This is a genomic window from Candidatus Krumholzibacteriota bacterium, assembly GCA_016932415.1.
Lineage (GTDB): Bacteria > Krumholzibacteriota > Krumholzibacteriia > Krumholzibacteriales > Krumholzibacteriaceae > Krumholzibacterium.
This window is the reverse complement of record JAFGCX010000026.1, coordinates 39,978-65,530: the sequence shown is the minus strand read 5'-3', so window position 1 is coordinate 65,530 and position 25,553 is coordinate 39,978. Positions and strand designations below refer to the sequence as shown.

General features: G+C 51.9%; 24 protein-coding genes. 7 read left to right on the top strand and 17 right to left on the bottom strand.

What is annotated here, in order from left to right; all coding sequences use genetic code 11:
* Positions 1-7: 7 nt before the first annotated feature.
* The 4 genes from JW814_09585 to JW814_09570 all read right to left on the bottom strand — a co-directional run bounded on the left by JW814_09585 (position 8) and on the right by JW814_09570 (position 5,579).
* The gene (locus tag JW814_09585) at positions 8-2,383 is read right to left on the bottom strand and encodes a creatininase family protein (GenBank protein ID MBN2071694.1); all 2,376 of its coding nucleotides are present in this window, start codon (positions 2,381-2,383) and stop codon (positions 8-10) included.
* A 50-nt stretch (positions 2,384-2,433) separates the two neighbouring features.
* On the bottom strand, positions 2,434-3,519 hold the full coding sequence (locus JW814_09580; protein MBN2071693.1) for a DUF1611 domain-containing protein: 1,086 nt from the start codon (positions 3,517-3,519) through the stop codon (positions 2,434-2,436).
* Positions 3,516-4,631, bottom strand: coding sequence for a pyridoxal-phosphate dependent enzyme (locus tag JW814_09575; GenBank protein MBN2071692.1), 1,116 nt, complete (start codon positions 4,629-4,631; stop codon positions 3,516-3,518). The genes JW814_09580 and JW814_09575 overlap by 4 nt, the downstream gene beginning before the upstream one ends.
* Before the next feature lie 153 nt (positions 4,632-4,784).
* Positions 4,785-5,579: a T9SS type A sorting domain-containing protein gene (locus JW814_09570; GenBank protein ID MBN2071691.1), complete on the bottom strand. Its 795-nt coding sequence runs from the start codon at positions 5,577-5,579 to the stop codon at positions 4,785-4,787.
* 143 nt (positions 5,580-5,722) lie between these two features.
* On the opposite strand from JW814_09570, the gene mscL reads away from it, so the two are divergent.
* The gene (mscL, locus tag JW814_09565; GenBank protein ID MBN2071690.1) at positions 5,723-6,166 is read left to right on the top strand and encodes a large conductance mechanosensitive channel protein MscL; all 444 of its coding nucleotides are present in this window, start codon (positions 5,723-5,725) and stop codon (positions 6,164-6,166) included.
* Between the two features lie 133 nt (positions 6,167-6,299).
* Here the strand turns inward: mscL and JW814_09560 are convergent, their stop codons facing one another.
* From JW814_09560 to JW814_09545, 4 genes are all read right to left on the bottom strand, one after another.
* On the bottom strand, positions 6,300-6,782 hold the full coding sequence (locus JW814_09560; GenBank protein MBN2071689.1) for a hypothetical protein: 483 nt from the start codon (positions 6,780-6,782) through the stop codon (positions 6,300-6,302).
* Positions 6,783-6,870: 88 nt separating this feature from the next.
* Complete coding sequence (locus JW814_09555) at positions 6,871-8,397, bottom strand: C10 family peptidase (protein MBN2071688.1); 1,527 nt, start codon at positions 8,395-8,397, stop codon at positions 6,871-6,873.
* Between the two features lie 29 nt (positions 8,398-8,426).
* Positions 8,427-9,944: a C10 family peptidase gene (locus tag JW814_09550; GenBank protein ID MBN2071687.1), complete on the bottom strand. Its 1,518-nt coding sequence runs from the start codon at positions 9,942-9,944 to the stop codon at positions 8,427-8,429.
* 11 nt (positions 9,945-9,955) lie between these two features.
* Positions 9,956-11,965: a hypothetical protein gene (locus JW814_09545; protein ID MBN2071686.1), complete on the bottom strand. Its 2,010-nt coding sequence runs from the start codon at positions 11,963-11,965 to the stop codon at positions 9,956-9,958.
* A gap of 229 nt (positions 11,966-12,194) precedes the next feature.
* Between JW814_09545 and JW814_09540 the strand changes: the two genes are divergently transcribed.
* The 3 genes from JW814_09540 to JW814_09530 all read left to right on the top strand — a co-directional run bounded on the left by JW814_09540 (position 12,195) and on the right by JW814_09530 (position 14,599).
* Entirely contained in the window at positions 12,195-13,304 is a 1,110-nt protein-coding gene (locus JW814_09540) for a hypothetical protein (GenBank protein MBN2071685.1), read from the top strand.
* Between the two features lie 256 nt (positions 13,305-13,560).
* The gene (locus tag JW814_09535) at positions 13,561-13,974 is read left to right on the top strand and encodes a type II secretion system protein (GenBank protein ID MBN2071684.1); all 414 of its coding nucleotides are present in this window, start codon (positions 13,561-13,563) and stop codon (positions 13,972-13,974) included.
* A 34-nt stretch (positions 13,975-14,008) separates the two neighbouring features.
* Positions 14,009-14,599: a hypothetical protein gene (locus tag JW814_09530; GenBank protein MBN2071683.1), complete on the top strand. Its 591-nt coding sequence runs from the start codon at positions 14,009-14,011 to the stop codon at positions 14,597-14,599.
* Positions 14,600-14,694: 95 nt separating this feature from the next.
* On the opposite strand, the gene JW814_09525 is transcribed toward JW814_09530, so the two are convergent.
* The 5 genes from JW814_09525 to JW814_09505 all read right to left on the bottom strand — a co-directional run bounded on the left by JW814_09525 (position 14,695) and on the right by JW814_09505 (position 18,994).
* Complete coding sequence (locus JW814_09525; GenBank protein MBN2071682.1) at positions 14,695-15,108, bottom strand: biopolymer transporter ExbD; 414 nt, start codon at positions 15,106-15,108, stop codon at positions 14,695-14,697.
* Positions 15,099-15,767, bottom strand: coding sequence for a MotA/TolQ/ExbB proton channel family protein (locus tag JW814_09520; GenBank protein MBN2071681.1), 669 nt, complete (start codon positions 15,765-15,767; stop codon positions 15,099-15,101). Before JW814_09520 ends, JW814_09525 begins: the two co-directional genes overlap by 10 nt.
* The gene (locus JW814_09515) at positions 15,751-16,674 is read right to left on the bottom strand and encodes an energy transducer TonB (protein MBN2071680.1); all 924 of its coding nucleotides are present in this window, start codon (positions 16,672-16,674) and stop codon (positions 15,751-15,753) included. Before JW814_09515 ends, JW814_09520 begins: the two co-directional genes overlap by 17 nt.
* A gap of 148 nt (positions 16,675-16,822) precedes the next feature.
* Positions 16,823-18,076, bottom strand: a complete 1,254-nt coding sequence (locus tag JW814_09510; GenBank protein MBN2071679.1) for an aspartyl protease family protein — start codon at positions 18,074-18,076, stop codon at positions 16,823-16,825.
* A 201-nt stretch (positions 18,077-18,277) separates the two neighbouring features.
* On the bottom strand, positions 18,278-18,994 hold the full coding sequence (locus JW814_09505; protein MBN2071678.1) for a hypothetical protein: 717 nt from the start codon (positions 18,992-18,994) through the stop codon (positions 18,278-18,280).
* A 231-nt stretch (positions 18,995-19,225) separates the two neighbouring features.
* Between JW814_09505 and JW814_09500 the strand changes: the two genes are divergently transcribed.
* From JW814_09500 to JW814_09490, 3 genes are read left to right on the top strand one after another with little or no spacing between them, the layout of a single operon-like run.
* Positions 19,226-20,302, top strand: coding sequence for a Coenzyme F420 hydrogenase/dehydrogenase, beta subunit C-terminal domain (locus JW814_09500; GenBank protein MBN2071677.1), 1,077 nt, complete (start codon positions 19,226-19,228; stop codon positions 20,300-20,302).
* A gap of 17 nt (positions 20,303-20,319) precedes the next feature.
* Positions 20,320-21,579 carry a polysaccharide pyruvyl transferase family protein gene (locus JW814_09495; GenBank protein MBN2071676.1) on the top strand — a complete coding sequence of 420 codons (1,260 nt, stop codon included), beginning with the start codon at positions 20,320-20,322 and terminating at the stop codon, positions 21,577-21,579.
* Entirely contained in the window at positions 21,560-22,585 is a 1,026-nt protein-coding gene (locus tag JW814_09490) for a flippase-like domain-containing protein (GenBank protein ID MBN2071675.1), read from the top strand. The genes JW814_09495 and JW814_09490 overlap by 20 nt, the downstream gene beginning before the upstream one ends.
* Before the next feature lie 446 nt (positions 22,586-23,031).
* Here JW814_09490 and JW814_09485 read toward each other — a convergent pair whose 3' ends face one another.
* The 4 genes from JW814_09485 to JW814_09470 form a co-directional block, all read right to left on the bottom strand.
* Positions 23,032-23,652 (bottom strand): TonB family protein, encoded by a 621-nt coding sequence (locus JW814_09485; protein ID MBN2071674.1) that lies wholly within the window; start codon positions 23,650-23,652, stop codon positions 23,032-23,034.
* 181 nt (positions 23,653-23,833) lie between these two features.
* On the bottom strand, positions 23,834-24,553 hold the full coding sequence (locus tag JW814_09480) for a SagB/ThcOx family dehydrogenase (protein ID MBN2071673.1): 720 nt from the start codon (positions 24,551-24,553) through the stop codon (positions 23,834-23,836).
* Between the two features lie 76 nt (positions 24,554-24,629).
* Positions 24,630-24,956 carry a hypothetical protein gene (locus JW814_09475; protein ID MBN2071672.1) on the bottom strand — a complete coding sequence of 109 codons (327 nt, stop codon included), beginning with the start codon at positions 24,954-24,956 and terminating at the stop codon, positions 24,630-24,632.
* 33 nt (positions 24,957-24,989) lie between these two features.
* Positions 24,990-25,340 carry a hypothetical protein gene (locus tag JW814_09470; GenBank protein ID MBN2071671.1) on the bottom strand — a complete coding sequence of 117 codons (351 nt, stop codon included), beginning with the start codon at positions 25,338-25,340 and terminating at the stop codon, positions 24,990-24,992.
* Positions 25,341-25,553 lie beyond the last annotated feature (213 nt).

Here is a 25,553-nt window from a genome sequence, read left to right as displayed (position 1 = left end):
GGTCCTTTCAATACCGGCGCTGGTAAATCTCGTCCAGCGTCATACTCTTGAGGTCTTCGACCAGCGACACCAGGTGGGAGATCATCGCCCGCCACATCTGTTCGCCTTTTTCCGCGGAGGCTTTCGTCGGATCGCCGATCACGCCGTCCTTTGATATCCTTTTCGTATGCACATACCATGGAACGTTCCTCTTGGAGGAGAAAAAGAGATACCGGCTTGAAAAACGGGGGATATTCTTCTTCGCCTTGTCCATCTTCACCAGGTGGGGGCGGATCGCGAGGCTTGTGCTCGTCTCGATCTCTCCCGCGTGGATATCCTCGCTCGTCTCGGCCAGCCTGTAAATATCGACGTCGCTCGTCTCGCCCGTGTCGACACAGACGAATATCTTCGTATCGCGCGTTATCATCTGGGCGGCATAGTTTAGCGCCGGCATGTTGCCCCCGTGTCCGTTCACGATGACAAGCTTGTTGATCCCGTTCTTGGCGGCGCTGATGCCTATATCATAGATCAGTCTCGAAAGGGTGTTGTTGGATATCCCCAGCGTCCCCTTGAAATCCGTATGTTCATAAGATACTCCGTATGATATCCCGGGGAGCACGAGCGGTTTCGGGCTGCTGCACGCTTCGGCGATCCTCTGAGCGAGATAGTCGGCATCGAAAGCGTCCGTATCGAGCGGAAGATGGGGACCGTGCTGTTCGATAGATCCGACCGGTAGAATAGCCACATCCACTTCCGAGAGCCGTTTCTCCATCTCCGGCCAGGTCAGATCGCTCCACATCCAGGACCGCGGACCTGTCGGCGCCTCGACCCGGCCGCTGCCAGGTGACCCGACAAGTTCAGGTTCGAAAGGATATGGCTTGCCTATCGATGACGACGCGAAAGGATCGTAATCGACCCACTTACGGTCTTCAAGCCGCAGAGCTCCGTCAGCGTGCTCCATCATAATTTTCAGAAGAGGCTTTCTCATATCCACAGGTATCTCCTCGAGCACGGACCGCCTGGGATCGAAACGCATCTTCATTATCTCGGGATGGTAAACGAGGCTCTTTCGCCTTTCAGGGGGGAGAACTATCAATCCCTTCTCACTGAGTGACAGGTAAAGGTTATCAGCGCCACCGGATTCCTGGTGGACTCCCTTTGCCGCTATTGCCGCGAGGCAATCTTCCTGTTGCCGCGGTGTATACCCGCATCTTGCCGGATCAGCGCCTATGACCTTGAGCATCCCCACTATCCTCCTGCATTTCTCGCATTTGCCACAGGGAAAGACCCGCCCTTTCTCGACATGCGTGGCATGGCAGGAAACCTGGTGAGTCTGAAGGTCCGGATACCTTTCGACGAGGATCTTCTCGATGAGCATCTCGGACAGTGGCCTGAGAATCGAGAACTGGCTTAGACCCCAGCCTTTTCTCAGATAATACCTCGAAAAATAGTTGTCAAAATGCCTGCTCTGATCAAAATATCCATTATAGTGCGTGATCCCCTGAAAAGAAGAGCGCTGGGTAGAGTCATATTCATCTCCAAGACAGAGTCTCCCCAGACCCCGCCTGAGAGCTACGGGGAGCGCGCCAAAAACGAAGACGGCTACCGTCCACAGGCGAAGTGGATATTGATCGGCGCGCAGATTGGCGAAATCCTGACGCACGAAAGGTATCCTGCGGAGAAACCATGCGAAGACCCTGTCCGAGTTGACCCAGACGCGGCTTGTGTTCGGCACGTTGTCCTTGAAATATCTGTATGAATTAAGAGCGGTGAACCAGTGCCGGCCCGATTCATTCACGAAGACCGGGTGAACCGATTTTCCGGTCTCGTTGAGCATTCCATACGTGAGAAGGCTGTCCTTCCCTCCGCTCGACAATATGGCGCAGCTGTTCCTGTCGGACGCGGTAAAACGAAGGCCATCGCGGCTTTTGAATGGCGGGTCCGGAAACTCTATCGCCGCCTGGACGTAATCCTTCGCCTTTACCGGAGAAAGCCCGGCTGACTTGCCGGTGAGGAAAGGATTGGGATTGAGAAGCTTGATGACAAATATCTCTCTAGCGGTATTCTTCGCCATATCGATAATAAACCTTCGATCGGCGTCATCAAAAGGCCCCCTTAAAATGATCTTTCCGCAGAAAAGACCGTAATTCAGAGCGATCTGGGCCGCCATCATCGAAGCGAGATTGATGGAAGCGGCATCATCGGGGTCAAACACATCTTCCTCGTATCTGTAGATGAGGTCTACAGATTCGCTGATCTTACCATTCGATACCGTATAGGGAGCGACGAGTCGCCTCTTCTCGATCCTGACAGGTCCGACTTCGAGAGTGTCGAAGGCGCGAATTGTTCTGAAGATATCGTTGATACTTTCAGGTTCGTTGACTTTTTTATTTCCGGCGTCCATCGCCGTTCACCTTGTCTTTCCCCGCCGCCCCATGCCGGCGGAACAAGTTATTATTTCTTATAAAGACCGGCTTTTCCCATGATCTCCGATGCAAGCCGGCCACCGCCATCGAGAAGCACATCGAAAGCGGGAAGTCCCGTCTCGGCAGTGATCTTCTCACAGGCAACCGGTACATCCTCCATCTCCATTCCCTCGTGATTGACCGTGACCGCCACGACTTTCCTGTCAGAAACGATTTCAATGGCCTGTATCTGGCGCGTCAGGGGTTGTATCGGATACCCCGGAAAACCGTCGTACTCGATTCTGGCCGGCGCGTGCTGGAGTATTACCATGTCGGGCCTGCCGGCGGCAAGTATCTCGAATCCTCCCGGGTAGGCCGGATTCATAAGACTTCCCTGTCCTTCGATCACTATGACATCCGGCGAGCGTTCTTTCCACGCGCTCCAGACTGCATGCTCAATCTCGCCGGAGACGAAATCGTTGATCAGGGAATCAAGCAGTATCGAATATCGGGCGCCCTGCATCCAGGCGGTCTGGCCCGTCCCGACCATCTCCGCCCCCATCCCTTTTTTTTCAAGCGCGTCGATCAGGATCCATGCCGTCGTCCTTTTGCCGACCGCTGAATCCGTGCCGAGTACGGCTACCTTCAAAGCTGATACTTCCTCGATCTTTCCGCTGAAGAAATGGAGTTCGCTTCTCGGGGGAGTCTTTCGGACATCACGAATCCTTACACCGTATTTCTTTGCCAGGGATGATATTTCCGTATCATCGCCGAGAAAATCATGCAGGCCGCAATCGATGTTCAATCCCATTGAGATTGCGGTCTTGATATCATTTCTCGCCCCCATGCTCAGTCTCCCACCGTCCGGCGCAATCCCTATGACCATCCGGTCCGCGGGGCTTCCCGCCTCTTTGGCAACCCGCGCCGCGGAGGAGAGGCTTTCGAAAAGAGGTATACCATTCTCTTTTCCGTCGAGGACAGTACCTGAATCCATCCCAGCGTATTTCGAATCGATAACTGAGAGGACTCTGTATCTCCTTGTAAAACGGACCAGCCCGTGCGCCGTCTTTCCGTTTGGCGTGTTGAAAGCCCCCTCGCAATACACTATGGCATTAGCTTCCAAAGGATCGTTCATATCTTTCTCCCGGTCAGGACTACTACATATCTGTCATTGGGCAGAGGATCCTTCTTGTGGCGGTCTATCAGCGCGATAAGCCCGGCAGTCGATGCGGGAAGGACTTGCAGACCCTCCTTTTCCCTTATCAGCCGCGAGAATTGGGCCATCTCTCTATCGGAGGCGTCCCCGGCCCAACCACCGGTCCTGCGAATCGCATCCAGAGCTATATCTCCGTCAATCGAGCGCCAGTTGATAAGTGGCTCATTAGTCTTGGTCTCGTGTATCTTCGACGGTTCAAGATCCTGGCAGGAGGGGAGGTTCTTAAGCCATGCCTGGACGATCGGATTTTTCCCCCACGAAGAACCGGCAATGATCCGCGGCATCCTTGAGGTCTTTCCCCTGCGGTACAGACTCAGAAAACCCCTGTAGATCCCTGTGAGAGTCGTACCATTGGAGACGGGGGCGGCAAGAGCATACGGCGCGTCCCTGAGTTCGTCAAAGATCTCATGGGCGATCGTTCCATAAGATCTCAGCTGCGTCTGCGTGTTATCCCCACCCGGGTTCGCATCGTATGATTCTTTCTTTTTAGCGAACCGCCTCGATATATCGACGCATCTTTCGTAATCCTCTCCTTCACGCCGCACTTCGGCTCCAAGATCGGTCATCTCCCTGACCCGGGAAGTATGATAATCTTTCGGGATAAAAACGACGCAGCGAAGTCCTGCAAGCGATGCTGCCAGGGAGAGGGCCACTCCATAGTTTCCGCAAGTGGCGACTGTAATCGAATCGAATCCCCTGCGCAGAGCGTCCATCGATTGAGCAAAAGCGATACGGTCTTTCTGGGTGCCGCTCGGATTGCCTCCCTCGTATTTGAAGAATATCTGCCTGAGTCCCACTTCCTTTTCGGTATTACGCGCGCGGACAAAAGAAGTGTCTCCCACCTCGGAGTCGAAAATATCCTCGTAAGCTTCCAGGCGTTCTTCGGTCGAATAGGACGGATCAGCCGCGATAAGCCTCTGCTTTTCCACTTCCCTTTCAAAATCTGAGATAGCGCCCGTAGCGCCGTCAATAAGGTCAAGGACCTGACTTCCGTCATTTTCCTTTTTCTTTCCTGTGTCATCCGCTTCCATGCCCGATCACTCCTCCCTGCCGGATATCGACCGCGATTATATCAGAATAATACTTTCAAGGCATAAGGTTTTCAGGTGGCCTCCGGGGGGATTGGTCAGAACAGCGGAAGAAAAGACTCCAGAGTATCTGATCGTGAAACCCTGTATGACAAATTATCTGAGAATGATCATCTTCCTGGTTTGCTTTTCCTTGCCGGCGGTGAGCCTGTAGTAATATACTCCTGAACTGACAGGTTCGTCTTTATCGTTCAGACCGTTCCAGATGACGCTTACATGTCCGGCAGAGACCCATTTATCATAAAGCTTCTTCACCCTGCCACCGCGCGAATCGAAGATGTCTATCCGGGCATATCCTTCAAATGGAATATAGAACCTTATCGTTGTGTTGGGGTTGAACGGATTGGGCCGATTCTGAAGAAGCGTTACCGGCATGACCGGTATAAAGATCCTGAATTCGGAAGATATGTACTCTCCTTTGTCACAGACGGCCTCAACCGTATAGATATAGTTTCTACCGGCCAGCACCGTCGCGTCCCTGAATTCACGTACAATGTCGAAGGGGATGATTTCTTTATTGATCCTTACAGGAAATTCTCCATTCTCATCCATCCTGTATATGTTGAATCCCAGGATTCCCGGCACGCTGGTTTTCCACCTCAGTACGACTGCGAGATCGGAATACTCGCCGGATACCAATTCAAAGGCGACATCGACGGCGGAAGAGATGTCGGCAAGATACCAGAATCCGGACTTGATCACTCCGGAGTCGCCTGATGAGATTCCAGCAGCTCCGTCTCCAGCCGAGCAGTAGATCATGTTCGATCCCGATATTACACCACCTCCGGCGGTGACTGTGCCATGTGCCACGCTGTACTGCGCGGCAGTTAAGGAAGGAATACTGGTGCCGAGGAAAATCAGACATGTTGCAGATAGAACAGCCCGTTTCATAACCATCTCCCGGAAACCGATTTTCACCTGAAAGACCCTTGATATAGAATCTTACATCCACTGGTTCTTTTCAAGATAAAAGTTGACAGAAAACAAACTGTTGGCTCATCATTCCAGCATACTTGAAAAAAGGAGGGCTGCATATGCTCAAGGAATTCAAGGAATTCGCGATGAAGGGTAATGTCGTCGACATGGCTGTCGGTATAATTATCGGAGCGGCGTTCGGAACTATCGTCAAATCACTCGTCTCTGATGTGATTATGCCCCCGATAGGCATGCTTCTCGGCAATGTCGATTTCGCTAACCTCTTCCTGGTGCTGAAAGCAGGCGCGGTCGCGGGACCTTACGCATCCCTGGCCGACGCGCAGGCGGCAGGCGCCGTAACAATCAACTACGGGGTTTTCATAAATACCGTCATCAGTTTTATCATAGTCGCTTTCGCGGTATTCATGATCGTCAAGCAGATGAACCGGCTTAAAAAAGAGGCTCCTCCGGCAGACCCTTCAACGAAGGAATGTCCGCATTGCCTTTCAACAGTCCCGATCAAGGCGAAACGCTGTGCTTTCTGCACATCGGAACTGACGTAACGAACATAGAACTGCGTTTGAGATGACCGGCTCCCCGCGTTAGACAGCGCAGTAATAAACGACGTAAACGCGCGGGGCAACGTATGTACCGCGCGTTTACCATCGAAACCCCCGGAGATAAGGAAAATCCCGCCTATTCTTCCAGTTTCTTCTTCATACCGAACAGCATAATAAGATGCTGTTGCTCTTCTTCAATGAGTGTTCGGACTGTTTTGAAGAAACTGTGATCGATAAAATGCGAGAGTCCGTTGAAGAATATTATCGCTTCCTTTTCAAATCTTATCCCCATCTCGATCGCGTCTGCCGCGGTTTTAATTTTTTCTGCAAAACTCTCAGGCGAAATGTCAGAGTACAGGTCGCTTTCAACGATCGCCTGCATATAGGCTGATATCTCTCCTGGGTACGATTCGACGCCCTGTCCTCCGCGGACTCCCTCCCTTATCTCTTCGAATCTCTCAATATGTTCGTTCTCCCAGTCCCGGAGTTTCGCGAAGAGTCCTGCCAGTTCGCTTTCTCCTGAAAAACGTTCATGTACTCTGCCATAGAAATCGCGCCGTTTCTTCTCCTTTTCGATACCTATATCGACGATATCGGCCGGTTTCAGGATCTTCGTCATGATTTTCCCCCTGTTATAAGACCCGACTTATTGTAGCCCGGCTCCCGGAAACAGATCATCGAACCGCTCCCGGACAACCCTCATAGAATCAATATATGATCATTGATGCCGGACCATAAAGCGCAATCCCGCCATCTGTGATCTTGACCCCCTTTGTCCAGTCGCCCCTGGCGAATATTCGTGTATGATGTTCTTCGCCTCCATAAAACCGAATCGCCCCCCCCGTCGAGCTTGTACATCCCACCGTCATTCCCGGCAGTGACTGGATCATATGCCCCATCATGAACGCGGCGTTTTCTCCACTGGTATCCATGTTGATATACAACCATGGAAATGACGCGTTGGGGGAATAGGTCCCGCTCAATTCATTATTCAGAGATACCGATGGCCGCAAAAAGGCTATGAGGATCTCCTCGCTAAGATCGTTGCACGGCAGAAGATCGATGGTAAACCATGTATTGCTGCCCGTATCGGCATATGGCTCCCAGCACTCTCCCTCGATTATCGCCCCCCCCCAACCGTAGTTCATGTGGTACTGATTGATGCCTGATACGATCCGCCAACCATCGCACACGATCTGATGGTCCGGAATGCGATAATGCAGTGGAGAGTTGATGTTAATACTGTTCTGTATGTGAGAAAACCATGCATCGCTTGTAAAACCGATATGCTCCATCAGGACGGCCATGATGTCGAACCGAAAGATCGACAGGTAGGCGAGGTAAATGTCATCAATAAGCGATGATGAGCCGCAGCCATGGTTGCAGTACTTAGTCTGGCAGGCCTGTCCTACTTCCGAGATAAGCTCGGCTGTCGCGGTGATCTCCTGTTCAGGGGAATCCGGTGTCAACTTATCCGGTATATCGGTCCAGTCGTAATAATCATCATACGGTGATCCGATACCGTACGGGGGCCAGTTCCAGTACTTCATGATCTGCGCCGCAGCAAGAGAGACGCACCCCGTCGCGCACCTGAAATCGAAACTTTCCGTACAGTCCGTGGTATTTGACGGCATGTAGAGATTATAAGGATGGGCCTGGTGCCATTCCGTTGAAAGAAGCACCGTACCTTCCCGGTAGTCTACGATAGCCTGGTTCGATGCAAGTTTCGAATGGAACTCTTCAGGTGATCCGGAAAGGAGAATCCACTCCTCGCGACACCTGCTCTCCAGTAAGACTTCGATATCGGAAGCCGCAGCCGTTTCTATCGGCCCGACGCGCGCTTCTATAAAATCGTGTTCCTTTTCGATCTTATACTTGATGACATCGATGATATCGGTGTCGCAAGTCGGATCACCATCCCATGTTTCCGAAACGGCCTTGACAGGAGAGAGAGCTTTGCTCAGCGAGACGACGATATGTCCATGAGGCTCCACATGGCACCAGTACCCCAGAAGGCGTTTACCTCGCGTGAGCTCTTCGATCTCTCCTACTGACGCTGAGGGTGAATCACCCCATCCGCCTGTCGCGGTTACAAGCGCGGCAATCCAGTTCTCCGCGACGGTGCGGGCATCATCTTGCGTGGCGATGAGAACAGCTGCTTCCACTGGATTAAAAAACACGGCAAAATAGATTATGACAGCCGCGGCGACAGCCAGTCTTGATATCATTTTCACCGAGTCCTTCCTTCTTTTGTTGAAAGATACTAAAACAATCGGATACTTCCGCTTCCATACAGTACTACTGCGCCATCCTTTATAATAATTCCTTTCGCCGTATCCCCTCTCGTGAAGAGGCGGGTGTGCAGCGATGGCGAACCGTAAAACCTTATGGCGCCGCCCGCTTCGCTGGTGCACAGGATCCTCTTGTCCGAAAGCGCCTGTATAAGCTGGCCCGCCTGGAAAACAGCATTCTCCCCCTGGGCGTCGACATTGACGTAGCGCCAGGGAAAGTTCGGGATCGGCGGATAAGTGCCACCCAGAGTCTGATTCAGCGCTACTGCAGGACGGATTAAGTTAATGACATTCTCGGAAACAAGATCCGTACACGGCAGAAGATCCAGGGTGAACCATGTATTGCTGCCGGCCGCCGCGTACGCGTCCCAGCACGATTTATCAGGCACTGAATTTGCCCAGCCATAGTTCATGTGATATTGCTTGAGCCCGGAGACGACGCGCCACCCGTCGCATACGATCGAGTGGCCCGGTACTTCGTACTGCAGAGGCATGTTCATATTGATATTGTTCTGAATATTGATAAACCAGTCCGCACTTGAGAGGCTCACGCGGGGCAGTATGAAAGCTCCAGAGTCAAAATGGAAATTGGCAATGTACGCCGACAGCATATCCTCGTGAAAAGCTCCCGAACCGCAACCGTCATCCATGCAGTAATCCATATTGCAGGCGAGCCCTATCTCCGCTATAAGGATGGCGACAGCATTGATCTGGGCCGAAGGCGACTCTGTCGTCAGATCATCCGGCATTGAAGTCCAGTCATAATAATCGTCGTATGGCGCCGGTATGCCATAGGGCGGCCAGTCCCAGTACTTCATGATCTGCGCCGCGCCGAGAGCGGTGCACCCGGCCGCGCAACGATAACCGTAGTCTTCACCGCAGGCGGATGGGTCGGGGGGCATGTAGAGATTATAAGGATCCCCCTGCCTCCAGTTTGTCGTAAGAAGCACACCATTCTCCTGGTAGTCAGAAAGCGCGTCATCCACAAGATATTCTTTCAATTCCTGTTCCGGCGGTTTCAGCAACAGACTCCACGCCCCCAAGCAACTATACTCGCAGAGTCCTGCTATCGCATCTTCAGGAGCATCAGCGACCGGGCCAAGACGGGCTTCGATATAATCATGCTCCTGCCCGATCTTGTATTTGATAATGTCGACGATGCCGGCATCGCACGCGGGATCGCCGTCCCACGTCTCGGAGCTCGCCCTGACCGGCGCGAGTTGCGATATGAGTGAGACGATCACATGGCCGTCCGGTTCTATATGGCACCAGTACCCGAGAACCCGATCTCCGCGCTTTAACTCTTCAATTTTACCCACGCTCGCGTACTCCTCCCCACCCCAGCTTCCCGAACTGTTGATGACATTCGTGATATAATTCGCGGCTACGATCCTCGCCTCATCGGAAGTGACGACGCCCGCCGTCGCAGGCTTCGCGTGAATTGACAGAACGCAGACGGAAACAGCCAGTATTTTAAATGCCTTTTTCATGATGTCACAACCTACTGCAGGCTTACGAGAACAAGAATCTGCCCCTTCTTGCCCTGTTCAAGCCGCTCCATGGCCTTGCCGAGGATCGCGCCCCGCGATGCGTCTTGATCGGACGCTTTCATTGCGAAACCGGGTATCGCTGACGTTGTAAGCAGGTCGCCAGGCTCTATCGCGCAACCTGTCGCGTCGACGTTGCAGAAGACTCTGCCGGCAAGGGCTACATCGCAATCGTACTGTTCCACACCGAGCCTCACCCCCGAACCGAGGCCTTTCGCCCCTGCCGCAATGCCTGCCACCTTTGTGTCGTATGGCCGACGACTGACAGCGAGCTTCCCGGGAGTCCCGGTATCAATGACAAGCACCGTACCCGGTTCTATCCTCGAGTCATCCGCCACGTCAAACCCCTCTGCATAGTCCAGGCCCTCGCCGAATTCGACCACCGGGTCGCCTGTCGCCGCACTTTCTATAAGCAGGTTGCCCCTGACGGTGAGTTTTCTCGATGGATCCTGCGTGCCGATACCAACGTTGCCGCTCTCCCGGATCACCATCACGTGCTTGGGAACGTTGACGCTGCCGACAGAGAAGCGCATCCATGTCTCACCTGAGGGAGTCCCGAGCCCGTTATGGAGGGCTTCTATGAACAGCGGTTTCTTGTTGTCCTGGGGAGAATATCCCCTGATATATGCTCCAATGCCATCGTTATCGCGAATTTCGACATACTGGTAATCACTATCGGTACGTCGGGCCCTGAAGTGGGCTCCAACGATCTCGAGATCAGTATCAGGATCGATCGTCCCTATGCCAACATCGCCCGCTTCGGTAACGACCATGCGGGTCAGGCCGCCGGAAGCTAGGTAAAGCCCGGATGCCCCGGCGTAAGAGCGGAACTCCGATGCGATCGATCCCTTTACTACGTCTGAAGCATCCATGAATTTTATCTGACCATAATTTCCAAAATCAGCCCCGGTCGATGTGTTACTGAATTCAAGAGCTGACCCGGCACTTGTACTCGATGTCAGCCGCGCGTAAGCCTGGCTTGAGAAGACCTCGAATTGCCTGGCCGGGCTGATCGTCCCTATCCCCACCCGACCCGTCTCGCGAAGCGCCATGACATGTGTCGGAGCCGTTGAATTTCCGACAGAAAAGCGCATCCATGTCTCGCCGGACGCCGCTCCGCTGCCGTCATGGAAACTCGCTATGTAGAGAGGTTTTTTATTGCTCTCGGGGGAATAGGCAGTGAGATATCCGCCATCAGCGTTATTGTTACGTATCTCGGTATACTGCGTGTCGTTTCGCCTCGCGCGGATCGCGCCGCCCAGGACGTCAAGCGCCGAGGTAGGCGCCGTCGTCCCTATACCTATCTGTGTACCGTTGTTGAAGAGGCTGTTTGTAGCTTCCCAGGCGCTTCCCGTATGACGAAGAGTCTGTCCCGACGTCCCTGAGGGGACAGTTCCGCTTCCGATCTCGGTGAACGATTGCCATGAGCTTCCGTTATACCCCTCGAAATCGCTCCCTGTCCAGCGGATGGCGCCAGCGGCCGTACCGGAGGTATTGCCAACCCGGATGCCGCCGCTGACATCGAGCATCTCGGCGGGGGTCAGCGTGCCGATCCCGACATTGCCCGTTGCGGGAATAATATTGGCGCCGCGCGCTCCGAGTGTATTCAGACTGTATGGAGAAGCTCCAAGGGTAACACGCGGAAACAGCTCGCTTTCGCCATTGACAGCTATGCCAAGCCAGTACTGCCGGTCGAACGGCAGAGCGACAGGAGTGAAGTTGCCGAGCATTACGCTGAAGATCGCCTTGTTTACCGGAACAGTCTGAGTCTCAGTCCAGAGTGCGGTCCCGCTTTCGGCAACATCATATATACTGAATGTCATGCTATAGTCACCATCAGTCGCGGCGGCACCTTCCGCGTCGGTGAGTACTCCCTGATAGTTAATCTTCATCGGCACATCGGCCGGCATCGTCCCGGAAAACAAGCAAAGCAGGACCATGACAATGAAAGCCACCCTGATCATTCCTGACCTCCTCGATGTAAACGAAATGAATCACCTTTTTTATTTTTATAAGCCCCAAAAAATCCGCTGATCACGCACACATTATCTCATAAGAAAATAAAAAAGTCCAAAAAAGACCAATAAAGAGGGGATGCAGGTACGATGATTCCTGATACAGGCAAAATAATTAATCGCCAAAATGGTACAAAAGTTGCGTTCTACCGGTAAGCACTTGTACCAGGAGGCAGAGATGTTCAACAGATCCATGGCAATTTCAATGTTCATCCTGATGTCCACGCTGGTTCTTCAGGGCTGTTCGGGTGATTCCGGGTCATCGAATCCCGCAGGGCCCGGCGATGATGACGAATCCGGGTGGTCAACTGAGTTGGTCAAAAGCGGTAATTTCGCAAATGGCGAGATAAACGTCGCGATAGACGCAAACGGCAAGCTATATATAAGCGCGTATGACTTCAATACGGGGCTTCAATTCATCACGAACAGATCGGGAAGCTGGGTATCTACACTCATCGCCGAGGATGATGGAAACAGCGCGGGAGTGCAGAACGACATCGCCGTTGACGGGAACGGCAAGGTCCATACTGTATATTCAAGTTATGACGGCATATCTACCGCCACCGACGAATCGGGCGCGTGGACCAGTGAGGATATGTGGATGGAGGGCGGTGGATCATGTTGCATAGTATCTGACAGCGATGGAGACATCCACTGCGCTTTCGATGACGGCTCGTACAGCGACATCAGGTACGCCTGCAAACCATCAGGCGCTGCATGGGAAGGGTCGATCATCCTGGCCGATGAATGGATTAATTCCGATTGCGATATAGACTTCGACAGTTCCGATAATCCCCATGTAATATTCAATTTCGCGGGGCACCATAACCTGCGCTACGCCTTCATCACCGGTTCATGGAACGTTTTCACGCTGGAAGGTTCCGATTCATATCCCTATGAGCCAGACACCGGCTGGACTCCAGCGATCGCTGTCAATAAGATATCTGATGCGGCAAACATAGTCTTCTGGAACAGTACGGACAATACCCTGCAATATTCGGACGGTAGCGCCAATTCCGCCGTCACGTTGAAATCCGTCGCGGGATGGACAAGACCCTGTATAGCTCTGGACAGCGGAGGATACGCTCACGTATTTTTCGGGGAATATGGAACGAATATCCTGAACTATGCTACAAATAAAAGCGGTTCCTGGGTAAATACCGCCCTGTCTACGGAAATCGGCGGAAACGAACTCGCCGTCGCTATAGATGCCGGAGACAAGATACATGTCATTTATGCAAACAAGACCGATTATGATCTCTGCCATGCCGGTTTTCAGCTGGAGTGACCGTTCACAGATTAATGCGGGCAACGGCATAACGTTTATGATTGCAGTGTAAGATTGAATTTTTCGATTTTACTACCGACAGTCTGTATCCTGACATATCCATTGCTTTTTAAGACTACGCAACTCACTATCTTATAATCATTTATACCCAACTTCCGTCATGACCCTTTTATGGCATGTTTCTTTCAATCCTATCATTGAAAGGGCTGAAACCGGGCTATATCGACGGTTTCCAAAGGAAGGTATTCGAAAAGGTATGCTTGTCAGGAATGATTCGAAGGGTTTTACTCTGATCGAACTGATGTTCGTGGTGGTGATCATAGGGATCATCGCAGCGATAGCGATACCGAACTATATGAAATTCACGAAAAAGGCGAAAAACGCCGTTGTCCAGGAAAACATGCATACTATTCGATTGGCTATGGAAACATTTTCAGTCGATCAGCTTGGCAATTATCCCCAGGCAGCCGACGAAGCGGCTTTTTTGATTCTTTTACCTGGCGGCCAGTACCCCGATAATCCTTTTACCAATCAGCCGACCCAGGTCCTCTGGAACGCTGATCCGGCAGATCCCGGAGATATCAGTATCTATAATCTTCCTGGGGGCGGGTATATGCTGAGAGGGCGAGGCGATCACATGCTTCTCGACGATATCGTCTCTGGAGAGTAGGCCAATCGAGAAACGAGGCAGGCAGATGGAAAAAATGAAAAGGTGGAGAATCTACAACAGAAAAGTCCTCGTCGATCCTCTTCAGATGAGGTTCGCCGGTGTTGCTGTCTGCCATTTTACTATCATAGTTCTCATCTTTATAACCACCCTGTTCGTTCCCGTCATAATAAGGCTTCAAGGCGGTGAGATCACCGAACCCGGCGTCCAGGCAGCCGCTCACGAATTCCTTGTCCTGCATGACAGGCTATGGATCCCTTTGCTCGGTTCCCTGGTCCTGATAGTGCTTCATAACATCCTCTTCACCCACAGGATAGCAGGACCGCTATTTCGCTTTCGCCCATATCTGAAGGCCGTCGGTGAAGGCGATCTGTCGGCTTCGATAAAATTTCGCAAGAGGGATCATCTGAAAAAAGAAGCCGAAGTAGCAAGCGAGATGGTCGAATCGTTGCGGGAAAAAATATCCCAGGCAGATGGACAGCTCGGGGAGCTTGAAAAAACCTGGACAGATCTCAGGACGGAACTTTCCAGGGATGCCATAGCGACCCTTGAAAAGAAAATCGACGGGATGTCCAGGGAGATCGATCGCTGCCGGGAGAGTCTCTCGGTCTTCAAGTTGAGACCCTGAGTCATTCTCCGGTCGGACAAGCAGTATGCAGGCGACGCTGATAATCTGCGGCCAAGGGAATCATTATTCCGGAGATACTATTTGGCTGCCAGTTATCATCTGCCCTGGCGGCTATCTTCCTTCGTCCCGACAACAAGCCTCTTTATACCGGCCTGTTTAGCGGCGTCCATCACCCTGATGACTGTCCCGTGCAGTACTGTCTTGTCCGCCTTTAACACCAGGGTCCCGTCTTCCGAACCTTCCGCCGCCTCCTTCATAAAGAAGTCCAGGCTGTCAGCAGGAACAGCTCGCTCTCCGAGTACGATCTCGTTTTCAGCGTTGATAAGAAGAACGAGCCTGCGAGTGACGGTCGTCTCGGCGCTTCGCGCCGATGGCAGGTCGAGTTTCATCCCCGGCTGTTCAAGAAAAGTGGATGTCACCATGAAAAAGATCAGCAGCAGGAACATCACGTCGATAAGAGATGTGATACTTATAATGACTCGCTTCTTCGATTTCTCTTTCAGCTGCATCCGCTTGCCTCCGAAACGCCCCTGGCCGGACCGGAAGGAACGCCGGCCAAACGCATCACCCTTATATTCCTTATAAGCCCTGATGAATATTTCTCGATGTCAAGGACGAGGCTTTCAGCCTTGTTCGTGAGGAAATTGTAAGCAACCAGGGCGGGTATACCGACAGCGAGGCCCGTAACGGTCGTTATGAGCGCCTCGGAGATACCTCCCGAGAGAACACTCGCCTGTCCTATCCCCTGCTTCGAGATCACGTTGAAGACCTTGATCATCCCTATGACCGTACCCATCAGCCCGAGCAGCGGCGCCGCCGCGGCAATAGTCTCAAGAGCGACAAGACCGCGTTCAAGCGTCCTGATCTCCTGCCTTCCCTGGTCAAGGATCGCTTCCTTCAATTCATCGATGACCAGCCCTGGATTCTTCAAAGCGACAAGGATTATGCTGGCGAAAGGGCCTGGATTCGCTTCGCATATCCTTTCGGCGACCTTCATGTCTTCAGCGTTTTCAATCTTCGCTATCGCCGAGACGATCTCGCCGACAAGCACTTTCTTCTTTCTAAGACAAAACGCCCTCTCTATGACGATCGCCAGGGCCATTATCGATCCGAGAAGAAGGGGATACATGACTATCCCTCCATTCCGGAATTCATTGATAAGTTCCATGCTGCCTCCCGTAAACGTAGAAAATGAATGTCCATGTCAACTCCAGGTACTCCATAGGAAAATCTTCAGGAAGGGGACGGAAAGGGGATGAATTCTGTACCGCATCGACACTCGTTTCCATCAGTGTCCTGTCTCCCGTATACTCTATTACGGCAAGATCAGTTACCCGGCCATCCGGCATGACCTTGAAAGAAAGTACAGTCTGTCCATCGATAAGGCCCAGGGGGGAAAAGGCCCCAGGCGGATGCGTATTGGACCGCAGTTTTCTCTTCATCTCGAGGATGTAAGAGGCGTAAGCCCAGTTGTACGTGTTAAGAGTTATTCCACCAAGATCCCTGGCAGACTCGTTTCTCTGATCATAATCGATCCCATCGGTAAATGGTCCTCTCCCCCGGTCCTTCTCGCCGCTTCCACCCTCCCTTGAAGATATCCTGCTGCTTCTGAATATCTCCCCCAGGTCACCGCGGACATGTTCAGCAACATCGGAAGCATTCTTATCTTCAGGCCGGGGCGCCTGGTCATCCTTTCCCCGCTCTGCCGATAGTTGTCGTCCCGAGTTCTCCGCGGGATCGCCATCTGATCGTACTGGAAAACCGCCCTGGAAGATCCTGTACTCGCTGACTCCTTCGCTGTAAGCTTCCCCTTCTGGTAATTCCTCCCGATCCACCTCATTTCTGGCAAGAGCGTCCCTGTCAGAGACAGATTTTGCTTCATCAGGTTTTCGCCTTATCGCGTCGTCAGGCGTCTCGACAAGATCGAAGACGAACGGTTCAAGTGATTGTGCTTTCAGATCGGCATCTGCTGGCGTCAAACTGACAAGAGCCAGCGGCCTGTAAAGAATAAGCAGAAGAAGATGGGCTGCAACCGATATTGCAAGAGCAATCAATTGTAATCTTTTGTTTCGCAATCTGTCATCTTCCGGAGCAGTGGAACGCCCGACCAGCCTTCATTGAATCAGTCGCAATATTAAACACGCAAGTTACAACGATGTTTCATTTTTAACCGCAATACCGCTCCATTTTCCGGAAAATCCCACGATTGATCGCGCGGTCCGGTCAAACGATCCTCTTCAATCGTACGGCGACATCGCGCAACCTGCCATCCCGTTCGATCGTAAAACGGACTTTCTTCCCATCACGCCGCAGATAGTCGCGGAGCTCCTCCCATGTGAAATCTCCAGCCTCGATCCCGTCGATCTTCCTTACAATGTCTCCACTTTCGATCCCCGCCATGGCCGCGGGAGAATCCTTGAAAACAGAAAACACATTCAGAAAGTTGAAGCACTGACCATCCATACTGAACCTGATTCCGCACATGTCGAACTCGAACGGATCAGCGAAGCGGTTGTTTTTTTCGAGAAATATCTCCGACCGGCTGTAATCGAAAACAACAGTGAACCGGCTCAGGATATCGGCACCGATTATCCCCGCGAAACTTGTATCGGCGAGTATTCCGCTGTTATCTGTCGAAAAAGAAATGACAGGGTCTTCCATGAGGATCGAACCGATTCGGATCCCACTGACCCGGCCGGCAACCCCACCGGCCGCGCCCCCCATACCATAACCGATCATCCCCGAGAGCGTTCCAGGGCTTTGTTCGGCGAGACCATGTTTTCTCGAGTAGGGACTGTTGAAGGTCGAAAGCCGCACGCCAGTATCGATCATAAACAACGCGTCCAGATGATCTTTCGCGCCATAGGTGAACACTTCGGCATCCACCATAAGAAAATTGTTTTCGATCATAACCGGGATCCGTTCGCCGGGGCCCATGTATTGATAAGCAGCCGCGTCGTGGAAGACTACCTGCGCATTCTCATAATCTATTGTTGTGACAAGTGTTGAAAGAAGATCGCCGCCGATCAGGCCATCCTTACGCTTACCCCAGTGCGCGTCGAGCCTCCTGAGGGGAACAGTCACCAGGGGACGGTTCTCAAATGAAAGACCCCGCAGGGATATGGTCACTGAATCAGTAAGGCCGAAGCTGACGATCTCCTCTCCAGCTCCTCCCCCTTCCCCGATGATCGTTGACTTAACGCCAAGCATATCTGCTTCACCCTGGTCGAACGCGGAGAGATTTCCCGCGCCGGTATCGAGAACGAACATAAATGGCGCCGAGCCGTTGACCAGGACGGGAAAATAAATGATATTATCGAATATTTCGACCCCTTTGACCGCAAGGCTGTCTCCATATTCGAATAGAGGTGTGATCTGGTGCTTGAGCTCTCCCACTGAATCATCGACACAGTAAGCGACGGCCAGAAATACCGCCATGATGATCCTGCCTGAAAACGATAGATAACTTTTTCTCATGTCAGCCTCCCTGCCAGCTCCAGCTGCTTTTTCTCCGTTTTCCCTATGATGCTTGAAAAGTCGATGCAATGAAAGCTCATATTGAGCGTAAGGACGTTCGATACCCGGAGCAGCTCGGTGCGGATGGTCGACAAAGTGAAGACCCGGCAAAACTGCCGGGTCTTCCATCTTCACTCAACTTTTGTATCGTACCCGTTGCGACTATTCGTGCAACGATTTTATCTTGCCCCAGCTGGCATCCTCGGTATCGACAGCGCAATCGACGATCGAGAGGGTGACTGAGAAGAAATCCCAGACAGCCCCTTCAGTCCGGGTAGCGTTACAATCGGTATCAAGAAACTCCGGGTAACCGGCGGGGATCGTCTCCCCGATCTCGGTCGTGGCGACCCTCGATCCGTTACCGATGTAAAAAGCCATGCACAGATTGGGATACTCGTCAAAACTTGCGTTGGCCTGCGTATTTGTCGTCGCCGCTACAGGGACCCAGTTGGTGTACGAGACAGTCTCGAATTCGACATAGTAATTGATCGTGCCGATATATTCGGGATCTCCATTGGCCCATGGACCCGATCCGCTCAGCCAGATATACCCCCCGCTGAACGTTTTCATGAATGTCTTTGTACCGTTTCCACTTGCGTTGACAAAATTGGTCAATACTACCGCGGGGCCTGTTTCAGTTCCGCACCAGTACTTCCACTGTGTCGCGAGTTCAGTCCCACTCCAGGATTGCGCGTTCAACGTCGTACCGACCAAAAACGCGCTGCCACCAGAATCCCAGCCCTCGGAATAGCGCCCAACGTATACCGGACCACCGAGATCGGTCGATTGATAATTTCCATCAATCGGAGCGCCCGCGTTTACCATGCCTGAAAGGAGAAGAACCGAGAAGAACGATAAGACTATACCAGACAGTCTCATATAACAACCTCCAGAAAATGTTAGATGTCCTTTGCACAGGTGCCTCGGCACCATTCCTGGCGAGTATGTGAAACTATATCACAGGATAAAACATTATTCAATAAAAATATTATTTGGTAATGATTATTAATAAAAAACCGATAGCGGGTAATTTGAAAATGCAAGTGGACTTTACGTCAGGCCTCGATTACGATCGTATCGGGAAACTTGTCCTGAAGGATTCGGAGAAAAATGGATAAAGTCGATGGAACTATAAACAGGGCAGAGATTTACGCCGGTTATGCCACAGAAGCCGGCATCCGCGCCCCGGCCTCCTCGGGAGGGATTGTCTCTGCTATCCTCATCGATCTGATCGAGTCTGGCGAGATCGATGGCGCTCTCGTATCAAGGATAGTCTCGATCGATGGCCATATCAAAGGGCAGACAGAACTTGCCACTGACAGGGATTCTGTTCTTCGATGCGCTGGAAGTTCTTATATAGAGACTCCGGTCCTTAAGGAAGCTGCGCGCCTCGGGGATAAAGAGGGCAGATTCGCTGTTGTCGCGCTGCCCTGCCAGGTACGCGCCCTTCGGGAATACCTTTCGACAAGACCCGGCCTGAAAAAAAGAATACGGTATATCATAGGCCTTTTCTGCCGTGGAACGGTGAACGGTTCACTATACGATGATTTTTTTTGCAAATACGGCATAACAACTTCTGAAGTCACCTCTGTCAGTGTCCGGAGGGGGCATGTAAGCGGTGAAGTCATCATCGACCTCACTGACGGAGATTCCACGACGATCCCCTTCGCGATGTTGAACAGCTACAGGATAGCCGGCATCGACCTGATGCCACGATGCCTGTGGTGCGATGAACATCTCGCCGCCGATGCCGATATCGCAGTGGGGGATATCTTCACGGGAGAATACAGGAAGAAGGATATCAAGCACTCAGCGTACGTCTGCTGGACAGAGGCGGGAACCTTCCTGATGAATAAGATGGTGAATAAAAAGACCGTTACAGCGGAATATTTCGGGACGAAGCGATACAGGAGATCTTTCTCGGCGATCGAAGCTTTCAGCAACCGGACGGGGGCGCGCGTCGTGGCAGCCAGGTTTACGGGAAGCAGGTCAGAGATCAGTTTAAGCGGCTTTTTTAATATCTTCCATTCCCTCGCATGGACTATAATATTTACCAACAACCGATTGTCAAGAACGGTGCAAGGGCGAAGGTTGCTTTTCGGGTTTCCGCCGTGGATCATACGGCTTGAGGCAATAGCTGTAAAGGCATTATCACGTATCTTTATCGGCGCTGCGGTCGAAAAATAGCGGGAGAAGGATTTTTGATGGCAAGATCATCGGTTTCAGTATTTGCCGTTTCGAGAACTGGAAACAGGGGCGCCGCATCTATGCTCGAAAGCGCGATCGACAACCTCTCCCACGGGCCGGAAGGGTGTGATTTCAATATATTCACAGTATACCCCGGAGATGACAGCGAATTTCCCAGGACCCCCGGTGTGAGGCTCTTCGACGGAACTCCGCGAAACCTTGTCCTGAAGATCATTCCTCTCTGCATATTGCGCAGGTTCCTCTCCTTCTTCCGTATCCCCTTCCCGGGACGTGGAGAAGCCATGAAAGCCCTCTTCTCCAGCGACGCCGTACTGATAATCGGTGGAACGACATTCAGTGATGAACAGCCCGTGAAGATAGTCTACAACGTGGCGTGTCTCATACCAGCCATAATCCTCGGCAAGAGATCGATGATGTATTCGCAGACCCTTGGACCATTCGGAAAGTGGTATAACAGGCTTGCCTGCAGGATATTTCTGCCAAAAATATCGATTGTCGTGGCAAGAGGCAGGGAAAGCCTTGAAAACGTGCGTGGGACAGGCGTGACCAACGCCATCTATTTTACCGATTCAGCCTTTACTCTCCAAATTCCTGAAGAAGTTGAAAAAAGAATCAGGGAAAAATACGCTTCGATACTTGCCGGTAAAAAAGTCGTTGGACTTTCGATCAACTCCATAGTCGAGCGAAAGTGCAGGAAACACGGTATAGATCATAATGGAAGTTTTGCCGCGCTTATCGAACACCTCCGTTCAAAAGGGTACTTTGTCCTCCTTGTCCCCCACAGCATGAGAGAGAAAAGCAGGCTCAGACATAACAACGACCTCTTCACCGTAGCCGATATCCTCGAGATGCTCGATTCGACAGAGGGTATCCACGTCGTCAAGGAACCTTACGACTGCAAGCAGCTCAGAGTCGTAGTGGGTCTGGCCGATTATTACGTGGCATCGAGATTTCATTCAATGATCTCCTCGCTATGCGCCGGTGTCCCCGTCACGGTCTTCGGATGGGGATGCCAGAAATACAGGGAAGTCCTCGAAGAATTCGATCTGCAGGAATATTATAACGACAGCCGTGAAATATCCGGCGATAATCTAATAAAAGGATTTGAGAAGGTCGTCCTTGACAGCGAAAAGATCAGGGAAAAGATCAGTGCCAATATAGAACGGGTAAAAGCGTCATCAATGAATATGCACCTCGTCGCTGGAAGGCTGGTCAAAGGTGGGGACCTTCTTCTAGATGAATACAAAAACCAATAATGAAAATGAGACTGTCCCTTCTGCTCGCAGGCAGCCGCGCTGGAAGGCCGGATTGATCCTTTTCGCCAAGGTAGCGATAATGGCGGCAGTCATATACTTCTGGTACGGGTACGTGCGGAGGAACTGGAGTGATCTCTCTACAGGCCATTGGGATATCAGCTGGAAAACAGCCGTTGTCTCAGCCACATTGGTATTTTCAGGATATATTCTCCGCGCCTGCCTCTGGGCTCCGATGCTCTACGAGCTGACCGGTCAGCGTATACCGGTATCGCGGGCGTTCCGGGTCTCTGCCATAGCCTGGATGGGCAGGTATATACCGGGCAAATTATGGTCGGTCGCCGGCAAGGCCTATCTCTCGGCGCGCGACAGGGAGATGATCCCGATGACAGGCATGGCAGTCATCGTGGAGATACTCTGGTTTCAGCTCGGTGGGGTTCTTATTGCGGGAGTGATGCTCCTGCTTTCCCGGAGCATTTTCATCCAGGGGACCAATCTCTTCCTGATGGCAGCGATGCTTGTCGTGGGGATCGCCCTCTGCCACCCCGGTATCTTTTTCAGGGCGTCCAACTTCGTTCTTGCCATGATGCGCAGGCCTGGTATAGAAAGAAGGCCCCGGTATAGAGTGATGCTCGCGGTCATGGCGGGAAATATGGCGACCTTTCTGCTCTGGGCGGCGGGGTTCCTTGTCCTGGCAGGTAATTTTTCCGATATCAATGCCGACCTGTTCCCTGTGGTCACCGGAGTCTTTGCAGCCGCCTGGGTGATAGGATTTTTCATGCTCCTTGTACCCGCGGGAATAGGTGTGCGGGAATCAATCCTCGCGTTCGGCCTGGGCCCGGTATTTCCTTCCGCTGCGGCGCTGATCTCTCTTGTACTCGCTTCGAGGATACTGATGACCCTGGTCGAGCTGATCTGTTTTCTGCTAGCTCTGCTGCTGCCTCTCTTCATTTCCGCTTCAGCGGGAGTGAAAGAGGTGCAAAGTCTATCCCCGGATCAAAACGGATGATTGCTATCCTGTAGAAAGGCTTCTCAGTCTGACTGATTCGTGCGGCTGGAATAATCCCATACATCACTCTTTGGTCAATCTTTCTGAATCATCGACGCACATAGTAGTGCTTCATCGGGTTGAGCTCTTCGTCCAGCTCGTACACGAGTGGTGTACCGGTCGGTATCTCGATATCGGCTATCTGTTCGTCCGAGACCTGATCGAGATATTTGACCAGGGCCCTCAGGCTGTTTCCGTGAGCGCTCGAGATGTATCCACATCAGGTCAAGTTCATCAAGCACTATCCACAGGGTCCTTATTGCTCTTTTTTCTGTCTTCAAGGGAATTGATATTATTGATTCAAGCAGGCGCATTGTATCATTCACGATCGTAAGCGATAATAACATTTAATAGTATGTGCGTTCCCGTGATGCTGATCTCTGTTGTGCTGGCGCGGCCTGTACCGATCAATGCAGTCTGAACGTTATCGGAACTGCCATAAGCGATCTTACGGCGACGTGTGCCTGCATTGCCGGTTCGAATTCGAATTTCATTACAGCCGTCAGAGCTGCCTTTTCCATGGAAGGTGTGACATTGGAATGGATGATCGAAGCAGCCTCGACCCTCCCGTCAGCAGCAATCGCCACTCTCAGAAGGACTGTGCCCTCGATCCCACCTTCCCTGGCCAGACGCGGGTAGACAGGTGAAAAATATTTCAGAAGCACGGGCATCCGGTCCCACGCTATAAATTCCTGTTTCTCCTGAACAGGCATCGCCGTGAAGACCATACTGCTGATCTTGTCGGGAGAAGTGATCGGAATATCTACGGGATCATCCCCTGTCTCATCACTGATGAGGGGAACAGGTTTGATTGCAGGCTCTTTTATAATATCAGGATCCTCGATCTCAGGAACCGGGTCGGGAAGATCGACGATTACGGTGGTCCAGTCTTCAAAAGGCCTGTACGGAGTAAACTCAAAAGGAGGGATAAGGTAGAATATGAGAAAGTGCAGGACAAGAGCGGCAAATAAAGCATCGAGCAGATACGTATTGTATTTTCGCCTTAGTCTTGTGTGAACGGTATCCATTTCGACCTCCACTGAAAACGCCATGGTGGGGTAAGTTATCGATCTCTGGTACGATCACAATAAGGAAGTGGATAAGTTTTTCGTGGGGCCCGTTATCAATATAATAAGACAAAGGACAAAAAGCAACCCGGCGCAATCGATTTAAACCATTGCCTGATGAGTAGTCGGAACTATTTTCAATCTACTTGGTGAGCCTCCCCACCGGCATTACATATAGAGGTACTTCCTCTTCAGTCATACCCATCACGGCCTTAAGCGACTCGTCGGTAAACGCGCCAATAGCGCAAGTGCCGAGTCCGAGAGATCCGCATTGAAGGTATACGTTCTCGGCCGAGTGGCCGAGGTCCATGCAGACATACCTGTCCCTGCCGCGGTCGCCATATTTTTCGGTGCATCGCTCATAGACCGCCGACCAGACGATCGAGGCCGGCGCCTCTCCGGCGAACTTCTGACCGAGGCACGACTCCTGAAGATCGCTCCGGATGTCGCCGGAGGCGAGCTTTATCAGCTTGTGCCCATCCGGGATATACCAGTAGATACCCGCCTCAAGCCCTGTGACGTTTCCCGCGACCATGTATATCTCGAGCGGATAGCGGGCCCCGGCTGACGGCGCAGTCTTTAACCCGCCTCGAATGAAATCGGGCATTTCATCCCTCGTATAGGTGATACCGTACGCCGCCCAGAGAAGCTGGGATACTTCTTCAAGAGTCACGGGATCGCTTGTGTATTTCCTGACCGACCTGCGCTCCCGGAGGGCTTTTTCTATCGAATACCCGCTGTCCAGGGCAGGCACTGGAAGATCTATCGTCGCCAGAGCCTTGTGCCTGAGCGAAAGCTCGCCGCTCACCAGTGATACCGGCAGCAGCATGACCGTCAGTATCAAAACAGTCAAATGTCTCATCGATATCTCCTTTCGCAGTACTGAAATGTCAATTATGGCAAGCCTCGGGACCATGATCTCCGATTATTTCACTCTCTCATTTCCTGGCCGCGTAGTTGAAATGATCAAAATATTTCAACCAGAGGAGATCCGAGGAAGAATACTCGTTAGATCCATAGAAATAATCGACCAATGCTTCCCTGACACGGGCAAACTCCTTCAGCGCGGGATAGGAAACGGCGGCATCGAGGCTCAGATCAAGCAGTTCGAGAGCTCTCGCGGCAGCTTTCAGGCTGTATTCCATGTTACCTTTTTTCCGCCAGTTGATAGCCCTGCCGACCTCGCTTCCTATATTCGCCATTTGCGCGGGTATAGTCATATCATTCCACTTTCCCGCCGAAAGATCTTTGTGCTGAATATTCATCTACCATCCCGCCCGAGCGGCTGCTCGTGTCGATTATTTATCGTCCCGTGATATCCACCTGTCAACCAGTTCGACGATGCTGTCGCGTATTACCTTGTCTTCGACTCCCCGGCTCATATTTCCCTGGGAAGGACGCATGTTTATCATCGAATCAAATTCCAGAAAATCGTCCCTTTCGAGGAAAGGATAAAAATTGATCCCCCACAAGTCGGCTTGCGCCGATCCATTGTCAAGAAGCAGCGCCTCGAGGTCTGAATGCATTTCGGCATCTATCGCTAACAGGCCAAGCCTGATGTCGACAACAGCCTTGATCATTTCACCGAACAGGTTTTTCGCCGTTTCCTGTAATTCCCTAACCGTCATCGGCTGTTCAAGTATTATCATCTTCTCTCCCTTTTCCTTAATCTGCCGGACAAGGGCGCCTTGATCCGGCAAGGCGATAATAGCTTCTGGTCAATGTTATTGGAAGCTAATTTATGGCAGAATCGAAGGGGAAGATGTATAATCTCCTCCTGATAATTCAACAGTCGGTCGAAAGGCGGGGTTAAAAATGATTTTACGAGCTCTCAGATCAAAAATTAAACGTGAGCGCCTCCT